Here is a 19,149-nt window from a genome sequence, read left to right as displayed (position 1 = left end):
AGGTTGTGAGAACCCGAAGAAGGAGTAGCGGAGTGTAGGCAAAACTACATGAGCAACGGACTTCGAGGGTGAACGCAAGATTCGATGTCGAATAAACTTCCTGTGACACTTCGTGATCAAAACATGACTTTTTTGAACAACCTCTTTAAAGAATCTCTAAAACGGGAGTGTGTCGATGTGAGAGAGAATACCAACGAGCAATACGGATTAACGCAAGCCCAGCGTCGAATATGGTTCATGGAAATTATGAATCCGGGAACGTCCATCACGATGCTTTCCGCGACCTACCAGATTACGGGCCAGATCGACACACAGCTTCTGGAGCAAGCTGCGGCGGAGATCGTCAAAACCTATGACGCTTTCCGAATCCGTATTAGCGGAGATTTGCAAAATCCAACGCAGTGGTTCGAAGAGCCGGAGAATGTCCAAGCTAGGATAAGCCGCCTCGAAATAGGCACAACCGAACAATTCTATGCTTGGGTGAAAGAAGTAAGCGAAAAACCGGCCAGCGTGTTCGACGAACACCTCCACCAATTTACGATTATCCATTTTGCGAACGGCCATGTATGGCTCAATTTGACGGTAAATCATATTATCGCCGACGGCTTGTCCGTCAATGCTTTGCTGCATGCGGTGATGGAAAAATACCTGGAACTGCGCAAAGGCATCTCCAGCAGTTATCAGGCCCCATCCTATCTGGATTATATTTCCGCGGAGTGTGAATATGAGCAATCGGAGCGTTATCAAAAAGGCAAGGAATACTGGCTGACGAAGTACAACACTTTGCCAGAAACGACCGGCATTAAATCGTATCCGCCATTCGCGATCGGCAGTGAATCCAATAAACGGGCCATCACTTTGGACGGTTCCCGGTATGAACGCATTCTGGCCTTCAGCGAACAATATCAGGTCAGCATATATACGTTATTTCTGTCCGCCATGTACACCTTATTGTACAAGCTGACCGATAGCACCGATATTCCGGTCGGCACGGTTTTCGCCAATCGCACCAGCAAGAAGGAAAAAGAAACGATCGGCATGTTCGTCAGTACCGTGGCCACGCGGATTCGTCTGAATCCAGACGGGCACGTGCTCTCCTTGATCCAAACGGTTTCCAAGGAAAATACGGCGGATTTGCGGTATCAGAAATACCCTTATAACCAATTGATCCAGGATTTACGCGAACAACACGGCCGCAACGATCTTTCGGGGCTGTTCCGTACGTCTCTGGAATATCTGCCTTTGAAAATCGTGGAGTACGAAGAAATCAAAGTACGCTTGGAGACTCACTTCGCTAGGCATGAGATGGACGATTTGCTGCTGCGCTTCGACCATATGCTAAATGAAGGTCATGTCATTCTCCATGCTTCCTATCGTACCGGCCTGTTCGAGACGGCCGAGATTGATCGGATTATGGAACAGTATATAACCGTTCTGGACCAGTTTCTTCAGACTCCCGAACTGCCGGTACGCGAGATTTCTCTGCTGAGCGATGAGGAGAGACACCGCATTCTGGGCGTTTTTAACCCGCCGATGACAGAGCTGAACGAGGGAGAAGCATTTCATCGGTATGTTGAAAAGTTTGCCCGGGAAATTCCGGATCATCCGGCAGTCGTCTACATGGACAAGCAGCTGACCTACGGCGAATTGAACGAACGCGCCGAGCGGCTGGCTTCTCTCCTTCGCGAACAGGGCGTGGGAAGGGAGACGATTACGGGGATCTGGGCGGAGCGTTCGGTGGACCTGCTGGTCGGGGTGCTCGCAGTTTGGAAAGCCGGCGGAGCCTATGTACCGCTGGATCCCGATTATCCGGCGGAGCGGATTGAATACATGCTCAGCGATAGCGGTGCATCGGTACTGCTTACGCAGCGTCATCTGTTGGAGCGGGCCGGAGGTTGGTTGGCCGATGACCGGCTGAAACTTCAAGCTGTCTATGCCATGGACGATGAACAGATTTATAACAGGGATGCCTTAGCCGTGGAATTTGAATCTGCCGATAGTGCCCCGCAAGACTTGGCTTATGTGATTTACACCTCGGGTACGACGGGACGCCCGAAAGGCGTCATGATCGAGCACGGTAGTCTCGTGAATACGGCGGATGCGTACCGTCGCGAGTACCGGTTGGATCAGTTCCCGGTGCGGCTGCTGCAGTTGGCCAGCTTTTCGTTTGACGTGTTTGTCGGAGACATCGCGCGGACGCTGTATAACGGAGGTACGATGGTGATTGTGCCGAAGGATGACCGGATTGACCCGAACCGCTTATACGGCTGGATTCGGGAGCAAAACATTACGGTATTCGAATCGACGCCTGCGCTCATCCTGCCATTCATGCAGCATATTTATGAAGAAGGGCTGGACGTTAGCTCCATGCAGTTGCTGATTACCAGCTCGGATGCTTGCAGTGTCAACGATTACCGATTGCTGCAGGAAAGATTCGGCGGACAATTCCGCATCATCAATAGCTATGGCGTTACCGAAGCGGCCATTGACAGCAGCTTTTACAGTGAGCCGCTGGATAAGCTGCCGCCGTCGGGTCATGTGCCGATCGGCAAAGCTTGGCTGAACGCCCGGTTTTACATTGTCGATGCCGCGTTAAATCCGGTTCCTGTAGGGGTTCCGGGCGAGCTTGTCATCGGCGGCGCCGGGGTGGCGCGCGGGTACTGGAACCGTCCGGACCTAACCGCCGAGAAATTTGCGGACAGCCCGTTTGTGCCGGGCGAACGTCTGTACCGGACAGGCGATTTGGCCCGCTGGCTGGAAGACGGCAACGTCGACTTCATCGGCCGGATCGACTATCAGGTGAAAATTCGCGGGTTCCGGATTGAACTCGGTGAAATTGAAACGGCCCTGCTGCGTTTCCCGGGCGTCAAGCAGGCTGTGGTGACCGACCGTACGGATGAGCAGGGGCAAAAGTATTTGTGCGGCTACGTGGCGGCGGATACTTCCTTGCAGCTGAGCGATCTGCTGTCCCAATTGAAGCAAGAGCTGCCGACCCATATGGTCCCGGCCCGGCTGGTGTCTCTTGATAAGCTTCCACTTACTCCGAACGGCAAAATTGATCGTAAAGCGCTGCCTGAACCGACCGGAGAGGTAGAAGCAGGCCGTGAGTATGTGGCTCCTCGCACAACGCTGGAAACAAGACTTGCTCTCATTTGGCAGCAGGTGCTGGGTATTGCGCGAGTTGGAGTCGAAGACGATTTCTTTGACCTGGGTGGTCATTCCTTGCGAGCCTCCACGCTGGTTTCCAAGATTCGGAAAGAGCTGCAAGTCGAGGTTCCGCTGCGGGACGTTTTCCGCTACACCACGATCAAACAGCTGGCCCAAAGAATCGGCGGTTTAAAGCAGCAGGAGACGTATGAAATTACAAAGGCGGCTGAGGCCGAGTACTATCCGGTTTCATCCGAGCAAAAGCGTCTGTACGTACTGCGCCAGCTTGACGGGGCAGAGCGCAGCTACAATATGTCGGCGGCGCTTGTTCTCGAAGGTAAGCTGGATCGCACGCGCGTAGAGCACGCATTCCGGGCGCTGATTCAGCGCCATGAGACGCTGCGTACCGGGATTGAGCAGGTTCAAGGCGAGCTTGTGCAGCGCATCTATGACGAGGTGGAGTTTTCTGTTGATTATTTCCAGGCGAGCGAGCGGGAAGTGGATCAAGTGGTGGAAGCTTACTATCGCCCGTTTGATCTGACCAAGCCGCCACTTTTCCGAATCGGTCTGATCGAAGTCGCCGAGGATCGCCACATTCTGCTGTTCGATATGCACCATATCGTCTCGGACGGCATATCGACAGCGCTGCTCTTCGACGAGTTCAGCCGCCTGTATCGGGGCGAGGAGCTGGCACCGCTGCGCATTCAATACAAAGATTATGCCGTTTGGCAGCATTCCGAAGCTTACGGGCAGATGCTCCAGCCGCAGAAGGAGTACTGGTTGGAACAGTTGTCAGGCGAGCTGCCGATCTTGGAGCTGCCGACGGACTTCCCGCGGCCAGCGGTGCAAAGCTTTGATGGGCGAACCGTGAAGTTTTATATCGGGAAAGAGCGGACGAAGAAGCTGAAGGAGCTGGCGGCACGGACGGGGACGACCCTGTACATGGTGCTGCTGTCGGCTTACTCCATCCTTATGCATAAATATTCGGGTCAGGAAGATCTGATCGTCGGAACGCCGATTGCCGGAAGAACGCAGGAAGAAGTGCAGCCGATCGTAGGAATGTTTATCAATACGCTGGCCATTCGCAGTCGTCCGGAGCGTTCCAAGCCATACCTTTCGTACCTGGAAGAAATCAAGGACATCACGCTCGGGGCTTTCGAACACCAAAATTATTTGTTCGAAGACTTGGTGGAAAGTCTTCACATTCCGCGCGCGACCGGGCGAAATCCGCTCTTTGATACGTTCTTCTCCCTGCAAAATACGGAGAACGAGCAAATTGTCATTGAGGGGCTGGAGCAATCATTTTATCCGCTGGAAAACCAAACATCCAAGTTCGAGCTGCTCTTGGATATTTCGGAGCTGGATGGTCAGCTCGAATGCCGGTTGGAGTACGCTACGGCTTTGTATAAACAGGAGACCGCGGAACGGTTCGCCAAACATTATGACAAGCTGTTAGAAACCATCGCAGCAGCGCCAGACGGGGATATTGCCTCGCTGGAAATGCTCACGGAGGAGGAAATCCGCGAACTGGTGTGCGGTTTCAACGATTCGGTGGCGGACTACCCGCGGCAGCAGACGATTCACGGCTTGTTCGAAGAGCAGGCGGAGCTTTACCCGGACAACGTGGCCGCCGTCATGAACGAGCGGCAGTTGACCTACCGCGAGCTGAACGAGCGATCCAACCGCCTTGCGCGGAAGCTGCGGGAGACGGGAGTAGAAGCGGACCAACTGGTAGCGATTCTGGCCGAACGCTCGCTCGATATGGTCGTCGGCATTCTGGCGATTCTCAAAGCGGGCGGAGCCTACGTGCCTGTCGATCCCGACTACCCGGAGGAGCGCATCCGCTTCATGGTCGAGGATTCGGGCGCGCCGTTATTGCTGATTCAAAAGCATCTGCACGAGAAGACCGACTTCGCAGGAACGCGTCTCGAATTGGATGATTTCGTTTGGGGCGACAGAGGGGCGGACTCCGAAGGTGCGCTGGGTGCTTCGAACCTGGAGCCGATTTCCGGGCCGGACAACCTGGCTTATGTCATCTACACGTCGGGAACGACCGGCAGACCGAAAGGAACGCTGATCGAGCATAAGAACGTCGTGCGCCTCCTGTTCAACGACAAGAACCTGTTCGACTTCGGGCCATCCGACACGTGGACGCTGTTCCACTCGTTCTGCTTCGATTTCTCCGTCTGGGAAATGTACGGAGCGCTGCTGTACGGAGGCAAGCTGGTCATCGTACCGCCGCTCACGGCGAAAAATCCGGCCGAGTTCCTGGCGCTGCTGGGCCGCGAAGAGGTCACGATTTTGAATCAGACGCCAACGTACTTCTACCAGCTGCTGCGTGAGGTCTTGGCGGACCATCCGTACGATCTGCGGATTCGCAACGTCATCTTCGGGGGCGAAGCGCTGAGTCCGCTGCTGCTCAAGGGCTTCAAGACGAAGTACCCGGAGACGAAGCTGATCAATATGTACGGTATTACCGAGACGACAGTTCACGTGACGTATAAGGAAATTACGTGGGTCGAGATTGAGGCGGCGAAGAGCAATATCGGCAAGCCGATCCCGACGCTGAGGGTGTATGTCTTGGATGAAAACCGCCGCCCTGTGCCGATCGGCGTAGCGGGCGAAATGTATGTGTCCGGGGAAGGCCTTGCGAGAGGATACCTGAACCGTCCGGATCTGACGGCGGAGAAGTTTGTCGATTCCCCGTTTGCGGAGGGGGACAAACTGTACCGCTCGGGCGACTTGGCGGCTTGGCTGCCGGACGGCAACATTGAATACCTGGGCCGGATCGACCACCAGGTCAAAATCCGCGGGTACCGGATCGAGATGGACGAAATCGAGACGCAGCTTCTGAACGTCGAGGGCGTGGAAGAAGCGGTGGTGCTCGCCCGTCAGGATGGCGGAGGCGAGAAGGCGCTTGTCGCCTACTTTGTGGCGGATCGGACGCTGACGGTCAGCGAAATGAGAACCTCGCTGGCCCAGGGAATGCCGGGGTACATGATCCCGTCGTACTTCGTGCAGCTGGAGCGAATGCCGCTGACGTCCAACGGCAAAGTGGATCGCAAAGCGCTGCCGGAGCCGCAAGGCGGCTTGCAAACGGGCGTCGAATATGTAGCGCCGCGTAACCGGACGGAGTCCCAGCTTGTGAAGATCTGGGAGGAAGTGCTGGGTTACTTCGGCATTGGAGTCCTGGACAATTTCTTCGAGCTTGGAGGCCACTCCTTGCGAGCAACGAACCTTGTCAGCAAGATTCGGAAGGATATGAACGTCGAACTTCCGCTGCGCGATGTGTTCCGCTATATGACGGTAGAGTCGATGGCCGGGGCTATTGCCAGCTTGGAGGAAACGCAGCACAGCTCGATTCCGAAAGCGGAAGAGAGAGCGTACTATCCCGTTTCCTCCGCTCAAAAAAGGTTGTACGTCCTGCACCAGTTGGATGGCTCGGAGCTGAATTACAACCTCCCAAGCGCATTGCAATTGGAAGGGGCTTTGAACGAGGCCAAAGTGGAAAAGGCGCTCACTGCTTTGGTAGCCCGGCACGATATGCTGCGCACCGGTTTTGAAATCGTGAATGGGGAGCCAGTACAGCGTATTCATCCGCTCGCAGCTTTCAAGGTCGAGAAGCTTCAAGCAAGTGAAGATCAGGTTAGGGCCATTCTTGAAGACTTTATTCAGCCTTTTGACTTAACCCAGCCGCCTTTGCTGCGCGCCCTGCTGATCGAACTGGAGAAAGAGAAATTCCTGCTTGCGCTGGATATTCATCATATTGGTTCCGACGGCCTTTCCATGGACGTGCTGCTGCGCGAATTCGTGGGGCTTTACAATGGCGAAGAATTGCCGGAGCTGCGGATTCAATACAAGGATTACGCCGTTTGGCAGCAATCCGAGGAACAGCGCCAGCGTATCAAACAGCAGGAGGAATACTGGCGCGGGGTATTCAGCTCCGAGCTTCCGGTTCTTGAGTTGCCTCTCGACTTCTCCCGCCCGGCCGTCCAGCAGTTTGACGGTCGAACGCTCACGTTTACGCTGGATGCAGAGAAAAGCGAAGCTCTCAAACGGCTTGCCGGCGATTCGGGAGTGACGCTTTACATGCTTTTGCTGGCTGCGTACTCCGTATTGCTTCATAAATACGCGGGACAGGAAGATATCGTGGTCGGCACTCCGATTGCCGCCCGTTCTCACGCCGACCTGCATCCGATTATCGGCATGTTCGTCAATACACTGGCCCTTCGCTTGAGTCCGGCGGCGGAACGGACGTTCCTGGATTACTTGCAGGAAGTGAAGGAAACGACGCTTGGAGCCTACGAGCACCAGGACTATCCGTTTGAGGAGCTGGTGGAAGCTCTTCAGGTGAGCCGGGATTTAAGCCGGAATCCGCTGTTTGACACCATGTTTTCTTTGCAAAAGCACGAAAGCTTGGATTTAACCCTGGAAGGCTTGCAATGGTCGCTGTTTGACATCGAGGAAAAGACGGCAAAGTTTGATCTTAGCTTAGATATCGTGGAAGCCGATAACGAACTGGTTTGCAAGATCGAGTACGCTACCTCGTTGTTTAGACAGGAAACGATGGTACGGCTGGCGGGTCATTACGAGCAGCTTTTAGCGTCGATCCTGGATCAGCCGGGTGCGCGGATTTCGGATTTGGACATATTGACGGACAGCGAAAAGCATGATTTGCTGGTCGGGTTTGACGTGTCGTCTTCGGCTCTTGCGAAGCAATCCGCCGCAGAGGGTACAGGTTTGGAAGCGGATGAGTCGTGGAGAGAGAGGACGTTCCACGAGCTGTTCGAGGAGCAGGCGGAGCGCACTCCTGGAGCGCTGGCGGTTGTCTACGAAGACAGCAAGCTGACGTATGCGGAGCTTAACGCCAAAGCGAATCGTCTGGCGTATGCACTGCGGGCGCGCGGAGTGAAGCCGGAGCAGGTGGTCGGCATTCTGGCCGGCCGTTCGGCGGAGCTGTTGATCGGGGTGCTCGCCGTATGGAAAGCGGGCGGCGCTTATGTGCCGCTTGATCCGGATTATCCGGCGGAGCGGATCGAGTATATGCTCACGGACAGCGGGGCGTCGGTTCTGCTCACGCAGACCCGCCTGCTGGAGCAGGCGGAAGTTTGGCGCAGCGACGGAGCTCTAGCGCTGCAAACGGTGCTTGCACTTGATGACGCTGCGACGTACAGCCTCGGAGCGGCGGAAGTGGCTGCAGGCGTACAAGCTTTGGGCGAAGAAGGCGCAGAGGCGGAGGCTTTGGCGCAAGCGGAAACGGCTTCTGCCGAAACGTCCGCCACGGCAGAAGCCGAGCAGAACGTACTGGCAGCGGATCTTGCATCGAATCCGGCGAATGTGAACAAGCCGCGCGATTTGGCTTACGTCATCTACACCTCCGGTACGACTGGTCGTCCGAAGGGCGTGGCGGTGGAACACCGCAGCCTGGTGAACACGGCGGCGGGCTACCGGCGGGACTACCGCCTGGATCAGTTCCCGATCCGGCTGCTGCAACTCGCCAGCTTCTCGTTCGACGTGTTCGTCGGCGACATTGCGCGGACGCTGTACAACGGCGGCACTATGGTCATCGTGCCGAAGGACGACCGGATTGATCCAACCCGCCTCTACGGCTGGATTCGCGACTACGCCGTGACGGTGTTCGAATCGACTCCGGCGCTGATCGTGCCGTTCATGGAGCATGTGTATGCCGAGGGTCTGGATCTCAGCTCGATGCAGTTGCTGGTCACAAGCTCGGATGCGTGCAGCGTAGCGGATTACCGCACCTTGCAGGAGCGCTTCGGCTCGCAGTTCCGTATTATTAACAGCTACGGCGTAACGGAAGCGGCGATTGACTCCAGCTTCTATGACGAGCCGCTGGAGAAGCTGCCTAAGACGGGCAGCGTGCCGATCGGGAAAGCATGGCTGAACGCCAAGTTCTACATCGTGGATGCGAGTCTGAAGCCGGTGCCGATCGGGGTGTTGGGCGAGCTGGTTATCGGCGGAGCGGGTGTGGCCCGCGGTTACTTGAACCGCCCGGATTTGACGGCGGAGAAATTCGTAGACAGCCCGTTCGCCGCTGGGGAGCGGCTGTACCGGACGGGCGACCTGGCGCGCTGGATGCCGGACGGCAACGTGGACTTCATCGGCCGGATCGACAACCAGGTAAAAATTCGCGGCTATCGGATCGAGCTTGGTGAAATTGAAGCGATCATGCAAAATTTTGCCGGCGTGCGTCAAGCGCTTGTTATTGCTCGGACGGACGAACGGGGGCAGAAATATTTGTGCGGGTATGTTGTAGCGGGTTCCAGCTTCGATCTGGAAGGGCTTGTGGCCCATCTGGACGCTGCACTGCCTTCCCATATGGTGCCTTCGCGTATCATGCGCCTGGATCAAATGCCGCTTACGCCGAACGGGAAGATCGACCGTAAAGGGCTGCCTGTGCCGGAAGGAAGCATTCGTGCCGAGGCTGCATACACGGCGCCTCGTACTCCTGCTGAGCAAGCACTTGCGTTGGTCTGGCAGTCAGTGCTGGGCGTGGATCAGGTCGGCACGATGGACAATTTCTTTGCGCTCGGCGGCGATTCGATCAAGGCCTTGCAGGTATCGTCCCGTCTTTTGCAAACGGGGTACAAGCTGGTCATGAAAGATTTGTTCCATTATCCGACGATTTCCGCCCTTAGTTTGCAGTTGCAAACGGCGGAGAGAACGGCAAGCCAGGCCGAAGTGACGGGAGAGGTCATCTTGACCCCGATTCAGCGCTGGTTCTTTGAACAAAATCCGGCCGACGTGCATCACAGCAACCAGGCATTCATGCAGTTCTCCAAGCAAGGCTTCGACGAAGAAGCTTTACGCCAAGCGGTGCGTCAACTTATCGTGCATCACGATGCTCTCCGTACGGTTTACCGCCAAACCGAGAGCGGCTATACCGCCTGGAACCGAGGCACCGGTGAGAACGAAGCGCTGTTCGATCTGGAAGTTGTAGATTTCAGGGGAGTCTGCGACGTGAAAGGCGCGGTAGAGGCTAAGGCGAATGATATTCAAGCGAGTATCGATCTGGAAAACGGCCCGCTGGTGAAGCTCGGCTTGTTCCGCTGCGACGACGGCGACCACCTGCTCATCGCGATCCATCACTTGGTCGTAGACGGCGTATCATGGCGGATTCTGCTTGAAGATTTTGCTGCCGGCTATGAGCAGGCGCTGCAAGGGCAGCCGATCCGTCTGCCGCTCAAAACGGATTCATTCCAAACGTGGGCGAAACAGCTCGCTGATTATGCGAACGGTTATGCGAACGATCCGGCGCTGGAAAGCGAGAGAGAGTATTGGCAGCATATCGAGCAATTGACCTATGAGCCGCTTCCGAAAGATTTTGAACAAGGCAGATCCAAGCTGAAGGACAGCGGGCTCGTGACCGTTCGCTGGACGGCGGAGGAAACCGAACAGCTGCTGAAGCAGGCACACCGTGCTTACCGTACAGAAATGAACGATTTGCTGCTTGCCGCGCTCGGCCTCGCGGTACAAGCTTGGAGCGGCCGGGAACGCGTGCTGGTGAATCTCGAAGGCCACGGCCGGGAAGATATTTTGCCGGATGTGGACATTACGCGCACGGTAGGCTGGTTTACAAGCCAATTCCCTATCGTTCTGGAGCCGGGTCACGCCCAGGCGTTCGGTCATCAGGTGAAACAGGTGAAAGAAAGCTTGCGCCGCATTCCGAACAAAGGAATCGGCTACGGCATCCTGCGTTATTTGTCGGCGCCGCGTGACGGCGAGCGCTTCGCTTTGGAGCCGGAGATCAGCTTTAACTATTTGGGTCAGTTCGACCAGGATTACGAAAGCAGCGGCTCGCAGCCGTCTCCGTTCAGCCCGGGCTCCGATTCAAGCCCGAATGCAGTGATAGATTTTGCCCTAGATATCAACGGTATGGTGTCGGAAGGAGTGCTGGAACTCACAATCCGTTATGGGGAAACCCAGTATAAACGGGAAACGGTAGAGCGCCTGGGCACCCTGCTTCATTCGAGCTTGCGTGAAGTCATCAGCCATTGCGTATCGAAAGAGCGGCCGGAGCTTACGCCTAGCGACGTTCTGCTTCAAGATGTGACGGTGGAGGAACTGGAGCGGTTGGCTGAACATACGGCGGCGCTCGGCGAACTGGAGAATGTTTACACCCTGACTCCGCTGCAAAAAGGGATGTTGTTCCACAGCCTGCTGGATGCCGATTCGGAAGCTTACTTCGAACAGGTGACCTTCGATCTGTATGGAAGCCTGAATGTCGAAGCCTTCACCCAAGGATTGGATACGCTGGTGCAGCGGAATGAGGCGCTGCGGACCAACTTTATTACCGGCTGGAGAGACGAGCCGATTCAAGTGGTATTCCGCGAGCGGAAGTGTGAAGTGTACTTCGAAGATATTCGCTCGGCAATCGATGAAGACCCGGAGAAGACGATAGCCGATTTCGTCAGCGCGGATAAAGCGAACAAGTTCGATTTGGCTCAAGGCTCTCTTATGCGCGTGACCGTTTTGCGCACGGGCGACGAGTCCTACCATGTGATCTGGAGTCACCATCACATTTTGATGGACGGCTGGTGCATGTCCTTCATGATCAAGGAAGTGTTCGACACCTACTTCGCGTTCCAAGAGAAGCGGACGCTGGAGCTTCCTCCGGTTACCTCGTACTCCCGGTATATCGAATGGCTGGAAGCTCAGGATGCCGCGAAAGCTTCGCGTTACTGGTCCGAGTATTTGGCGGGTTACGATCAGCAGACCAAGCTGCCTCAGGAGAAAACGCAGCTGAAGCAGGGCGCTTTTGAAGCGGCCGAAATCGATGTGGAACTTAGCAAGGAACTGACCGGGCAAATCGAGCGGGTGGCGCGCCAGCAGCAGGTGACGCTCAATACGTTCATGCAGACCGTATGGGGACTGGTTCTGCAGGTATACAACAACAGCGAGGATGTCGTATTCGGCTCCGTAGTATCCGGGCGTCCAGCGGAAATTCCGGGCATCGAAAGCATGATCGGCCTGTTTATCAATACGATTCCGGTTCGTATTCAAGGCAAAGCCGAGGAGACGGTAGCCGATATCTTGAGAAAAACCCAGGATCAAGCGCTGGCATCGGGAGCTTACGAAACGTTCCCGCTGTTCGAAATTCAGTCGCTGAGCGAACAAAAGCGCGACTTGATCAACCATATCATGGTCTTTGAAAATTATCCGATGGAAGAACAAATTGAGCAGGTTGTCGGCGGTGACAAAGAAGCGCTGAAAATCGCTAATATCCAGTCGCCGGAGCAAACGAACTACGACCTGGACATTACCGTCATTCCGGAAGAGCATATTTTGCTGCGGTTTACGTACAATGCGCTGACGTACAGAGAGGAAGACATCAGGCTGATCCACGGTCATTTTGCCCAGGCACTGGAGAAGGTTGCGGCTAACCCGAATATCCGCGTGAATCAGTTGGAGCTTTTGACGGCGGCGGAAAAAGACCAAATTCTCGGTGTGTTTAACCCGGCGCAGCCGGAAGCGGCTCCTGCGGCCGCGTTCCACCGGCTGTTCGAGGAACAGGCGGAGCGCACGCCGGAAGCGGAGGCCGTCGTGTACGAGGACGACCGGCTGACGTATGCGGAGCTGAACGAGCGGGCGAACCGCTTGGCGGCCACGCTGCGCGCAAGCGGCATCGGCCGGGAGACGATCGTCGGCATTCTCGCCGAGCGTTCGATGGATCTGCTGGTGTCCGTGCTGGCCGTCTGGAAAGCGGGCGGGGCGTATGTGCCGCTCGACCCGGATTATCCGGCGGACCGCGTGCGGTTCATGCTTGAAGACAGTGGAGCGAAGGTGCTGCTGACGCAAACGCCGCTGCGAGAACGCGCCGAAGCCTGGCTCGGCGAAGAGGAGCTGGCGCTGGCGGCGGTGCTGTACCTCGACGACGAAGCGTCGTACAGCGAGGAGCGGGGGAATGCGGCGATTGGTTTCGGCATGGTCTCCGGCAAGCTGACGGATGCTGTGGATGACGGCGATGAGAGCCATCCGAATATTGGCATTGGCAGCTTCCATGAAGCCCGTCCGGAGGATCTGGCGTACGTGATCTACACGTCGGGAACGACGGGCAAGCCGAAAGGCGTGATGATCGAGCACCGCAGCCTGGTGAACACGGCGGCGGGCTATCGGCGGGAATACCGGTTGGATCAGTTCCCGGTGCGGCTGCTGCAGCTCGCCAGCTTCTCGTTCGACGTGTTCGTGGGAGATATCGCGCGGACGCTGTACAACGGAGGCACGATGGTGATTGTGCCGAAGGATGACCGGATCGATCCGTCTCGTCTGCACTACTGGATCAGCCAGCAGCAAGTGACAATCTTCGAATCGACGCCGGCGCTGATCGTGCCGTTCATGGAGTACGTGCACGATCAGCGGCTGGATATGAGCGGGATGGAGCTGTTGATCACGAGCTCGGACAGCTGCAGCGTGGCGGATTACCGGACCTTGCAGGAACGCTTCGGCTCGTTGTTCCGGATCATCAACGCCTACGGCGTGACGGAAGCGGCGATCGACTCCAGCTTCTACGACGAGGAGTTGACGAAGCTGCCGCAGACAGGGCATGTGCCGATCGGCAAAGCGTGGCTGAATGCGAAATTCTACATCGTGGACGCGCATCTGAACCCGGTGCCGGTCGGGGTGCTGGGCGAGCTGGTCATTGGCGGAGTCGGCGTAGCACGCGGGTACTTGAACCGTCCGGAGCTGACGGAAGAGAAGTTCGTAGACAGTCCGTTCGCCGCGGGCGAGCGGCTGTACCGCACGGGAGACTTGGCGCGGTGGATGGAGGACGGCAATGTGGACTTCATCGGCCGGATCGACAACCAGGCGAAAATCCGGGGCTACCGGATTGAGACGGGCGAAGTCGAAGCGAAGATGCTGAGTGTAGGTGGCGTGAAGGAAGCGGTCGTTGTCGTCAGGGAAGATCAAGAAGGTCAGAAAGCTTTGTGCGCTTATTATACAGCGGAAGAAGGCTTGACAGCGGCTGACCTGAAGCGTGCGATTTCCAGCGAGTTGCCGGGGTACATGATCCCGTCGTACTTCGTGGAGCTGGAGCGTCTGCCTTTGACGCCGAACGGAAAGATCGACCGGAAGGCGCTGCCGGCGCCGGAAGGGGGAGCAGGCGGAGGCCGCGAATATGTGGCGCCGCGCACCGAACTGGAGGCGAAGCTGGCCGCCATTTGGCAGGAGGTGCTTGTTCGGGAGAAGGCGGTAGGCGTAACGGACAACTTCTTTGACCTCGGCGGACACTCCCTGCGGGCGACGACGCTGGTCAGCAAAATGCATAAGGAGCTAGGCATTGAATTCCCGCTTCGCGACGTATTCCGCTACTCGACGGTTGAGGAAATGGCCGCGGCTATGGAGCGGCTGGAGATCGGCTCGTTCACAGCTATTCCGGCTGCGGAACCTAGCGAGTATTATCCGCTATCTTCCGCTCAGAAACGTCTCTATATCTTGAACCAGTTGGAAGGAGGCGAGCTGAGCTACAACATACCGGGAGCTATGCTGCTCGAAGGGGAGCTCGACCGGCAGCGGTTTGCAGAAGCGTTCTGCGGGCTCGTAGCTCGTCATGAAACGCTGCGTACCGGCTTTGAGATGGTAAAAGGCGAAGCGGTTCAGCGGATTTACGAAGAAGCCGCCTTCCAGGTGGAATATGTGCAGATCAGCGGGGAGCAGGCGGAAGAAACGGTGCGCCAATTCGTTCGTCCGTTTGATCTGGCGAAGCCGCCGCTTCTGCGTGTAGGCCTTGCCGAACTGGCGCCGGACCGGCACATTCTGATGTTCGATACGCATCATATCGTATCTGACGGCGTTTCGATGGATGTACTGATCGAAGAGTTCGTCCGCTTGTACAGCGGGGAGCCGTTGGAGCCGCTCCGCATTCAGTACAAAGATTATGCGGTATGGCAGCAATCGGACGAGCAGAAAGCTCAGCTTGCCAAGCAGGAAGCCTACTGGCTCGACATGTTCCGCGGAGAACTGCCGGTTTTGGAATTGCCGACGGACTACCCGCGCCCGGCTATGCAGAGCTACGAGGGCCGCACACTGCAATTGTTTATGAATAAGGAGAAAAGCGAGGGTCTGAAACGGCTTGCAGCCGAGAACGGCGCAACGCTTTACATGGTTCTGCTTGCTGGTTATACAATATTATTGCATAAATATACAAGACAAGAAGACGTGGTGGTCGGTACGCCGATTGCGGGAAGAAATCACAGCGACGTTCAGCCGCTGATCGGAATGTTCGTCAATACTCTGGCCATCCGCAGTTATCCGGCTGCCGGTAAGACGTTCCTTGACTACTTGAAGGAAATCAAGGAGACGACGCTGGGCGCTTTTGAACATCAGAATTATCCGTTTGAGGAACTGGTCGATAAGGTAAACGTAGCTCGTGATTTAAGCCGCAATCCGCTGTTCGATACGATGTTTGCTTTGCAGAATACAGAGAATTTGGAAATCCAGCTTCCCGGACTCCATTTGTCGACGTATGCCAGCGAAGAAATTGTTTCTAAATTCGATCTCAGCTTGGACGTCACGGAGATCGAGGAAGGCTTGGAGTATCTGTTTGAATACGCCACTGCTCTTTATAAAACCGAAACGGTGGAGAAATTGGCCGCTCATTACTTGCAGCTGCTTGAATCCATTCTCCGCAACCCGTCGGCGACTATTGCCGAGCTGGGCATTTTGACACCGGCGGAAAAAGAGCAAATTCTTGGCGCGTTCAACCCGGCGCAGCCGGAAGCGGCTCCTGCGGCCGCGTTCCACCGGCTGTTCGAGGAACAGGCGGAGCGCACGCCGGAAGCGGAGGCCGTCGTGTACGAGAACGACCGGCTGACGTATGCGGAGCTGAACGAGCGGGCGAACCGCTTGGCGGCCACGCTGCGCGCAAGCGGCATCGGCCGGGAGACGATCGTCGGCATTCTCGCCGAGCGTTCGGTGGACTTGCTGGTGGCCGTACTGGCCGTCTGGAAAGCGGGCGGGGCGTATGTGCCGCTCGACCCGGATTATCCGGCGGACCGCCTGCGGTTCATGCTTGAAGACAGCGGAGCGAAGGTACTGTTGACGCAAATGCCGCTGCGAGAGCGCGCCGAAGCCTGGCTTGGCGAAGAGGAGCGGGCGCTGGCGGCGGTGCTGTACCTCGACGACGAAGCGTCGTACAGCGAGGAGCGGGCGAATGCGGCGATTGGCTCCGGCAAGCTGACGGATGCTGTGGATGACGGAGATGAGAGCCATCCGAATGTTGACATGGGCAGCTTCCATGATGCCCGTCCGGAGGATCTGGCGTACGTGATCTACACGTCGGGAACGACGGGCAAGCCGAAGGGCGTGATGATCGAGCACCGCAGCCTGGTGAACACGGCGGCGGGCTACCGGCGGGAATACCGGTTGGATCAGTTCCCGGTGCGGCTGCTGCAACTCGCAAGCTTTTCGTTTGACGTGTTCGTGGGCGATATCGCGCGGACGCTGTATAACGGAGGCACGATGGTGATTGTGCCGAAGGACGACCGGATCGATCCGTCTCGTCTGCACTACTGGATGGAGCGGGAGCGTGTCACCATCTTCGAATCGACGCCGGCGCTGATCGTGCCGTTCATGGAGTACGTGCACGAGCAGCGGCTGGATATGAGCGGGATGGAGCTGTTGATCACGAGCTCGGACAGCTGCAGCGTGGCGGATTACCGGACCTTGCAGGAACGCTTCGGCTCGTTGTTCCGGATCATCAACGCATACGGCGTGACGGAAGCGGCGATCGACTCCAGTTTCTACGACGAGCCGCTGACGAAGCTGCCGCAGACAGGCCATGTGCCGATCGGCAAAGCGTGGCTGAATGCGAAATTCTTCATCGTGGACGCGCATCTGAACCCGGTGCCGGTCGGGGTGCTGGGCGAGCTGGTCATTGGCGGAGTCGGGGTAGCACGCGGGTACTTGAACCGTCCGGACCTGACGGAAGAGAAGTTCGTAGACAGTCCGTTCTCCGCGGGCGAGCGGCTGTACCGCACGGGAGACTTGGCGCGGTGGATGGAGGACGGCAATGTGGACTTCATCGGCCGGATCGACAACCAGGCGAAAATCCGAGGCTACCGGATCGAGACGGGCGAGATCGAGTCGCAGCTGCTGCGGGTGGAAGGCGTGCGCGAAGCGGTGGTGCTGGTTCGAAGTGACGCGAACGGGCAGAAAGCGCTGTGCGCGTACTACACAACGGATGGCGAACTGACGGCGGCAGATCTGAAACGGGCGATCTCGAGCGAGCTGCCGGGTTACATGATCCCGTCGTACTTCGTGGAGCTGGAGCGCCTGCCTCTGACGCCGAACGGGAAAATTGACCGGAAGGCGCTGCCGACGCCGGAAGGGGGAGCAAGCGCAGGCCGCGAATACGTGGCGCCGCGCACCGAACTGGAGGCGAAACTGGTCGCTATCTGGCAGGACGTGCTCGGGCCGGTCACGATTGGCGTGACGGACAACTTCTTCGATCTCGGCGGGCACTCCCTGCGGGCGACGACGCTGGTCAGCAAGGTGCACAAGGAGCTGAGCGTGGACCTGCCGCTGCGCGATGTGTTCCGGCACTCGACCATCGAAGCGATGGCCGAAGCGATCAGCCAATTGGAGCGACAGGAACACCTCTCCATTCCGGTTCTGGAGAAGAGGGATTACTATCCGCTTTCCTCCGTGCAAAAACGGCTGTACATCCAGCAGCAGATGGAAGGCGCCGAGCTTAGCTACAACATGTCCGGCATGACGGTTCTCGTCGGGCGCTTGGAACGAAATCAATTCGAGGCGGCGCTCAAAGGATTGATCGCTCGTCACGAAATTTTGCGAACCGGCTTCGAAATGGTCGACGGCGTACCGGTACAACGGATTTATCCGGACTTGAAGTTTGCCGTCGAGTATACGAAAGTGACGGAAAGTGAAACGAAGAGCATCGTAGACGGCTTTGTACGTGTCTTTGATTTGGAGCGGCCGCCGCTGCTGCGTGTGGGCTTAGTCGAATGGGAAGCGGAACGGCATCTGCTTATGCTGGACATTCATCATATCGTCACGGATGGCATGTCGATGGGCATTTTCGTCGAAGAGCTGCTGCGCCTGTATAACGGCGAGACGCTGGAACCGCTTCGGATTCAATACAAGGAATTCGCCGCTTGGCAGCAGTCCGAACCTGTAAAAGAGCGGCTGAAACGTCAGGAAGCCTACTGGCTGGACGTGTTGGAAGGCGAACTGCCGACGCTTGAACTGCCTACGGACTTTGTCAGACCTGCCGCTCGCAGCTTTAAGGGAGATGTGGTGCCTTTCAGCATCGACAAGCAGATGACCGACAGCTTGCAGCGCATCGCCGATGAGAACGGTGCCACCCTTTATATGGTGTTATCGGCGGCATATTCAATCCTGCTCAGCAAGTACTCGGGACAAGAAGACTTCATTGTAGGCACGCCGGTTTCGGGCCGCACACATGCCGACCTGGAGCCGCTCATCGGAATGTTTGTCAACACTTTGGCGATTCGCCATTATCCGTCCGGGGAGAAGACGTTCCTCGCTTACTTGAACGAAGTCAAGGAAACGATGCTGGGGGCCTACGACCACCAGGATTATCCGTTCGAGGAGCTTGTGAAAAAGCTGCAGGTTCCGCGAGATCAAAGCCGCAATCCTGTATTCGATGTCGTGTTTGCTCTGGAAACCAAGGAAGATAACGTTCAAAACTTCGGGGATATCAAGATCGAATCTTATCCGGAAACGCATACGGTTTCCCAATTTGATCTTACCTTGGTCATTTCGTTGCTGGATGAGGGAATGAACGGGCAGTTTGAATATGCCACCAAGTTGTTCACACGCAATCTGATCGACAATTTCGCTCAGAACCTGCTCGTAATCATCACTCAAATTTGCGAACAGCCTTCGGTGCTGTTGAAGGATATTTCCCTGAACGGGCAATACGAACAGGAGCAAGATGTGCTAGAGGTCATTGATATTATTTTCTAATCCCTTACCCGGCTTGGGTGTATGCCGTATTTC

General features: G+C 56.6%; 1 protein-coding gene. It reads left to right on the top strand.

Annotated features, from left to right (window positions below; all coding sequences use genetic code 11):
• Window positions 1-177: 177 nt before the first annotated feature.
• Window positions 178-19,116 carry a non-ribosomal peptide synthetase gene (locus PAV_RS06230; protein WP_040735017.1) on the top strand — a complete coding sequence of 6,313 codons (18,939 nt, stop codon included), beginning with the start codon at window positions 178-180 and terminating at the stop codon, window positions 19,114-19,116.
• The last annotated feature ends 33 nt before the right edge of the window (window positions 19,117-19,149 follow it).

Source organism: Paenibacillus alvei DSM 29 (genome assembly GCF_000293805.1).
In the GTDB taxonomy this organism is placed as follows: domain Bacteria; phylum Bacillota; class Bacilli; order Paenibacillales; family Paenibacillaceae; genus Paenibacillus_B; species Paenibacillus_B alvei.
This window is presented reverse-complemented; position numbering and strand designations above follow the sequence as displayed.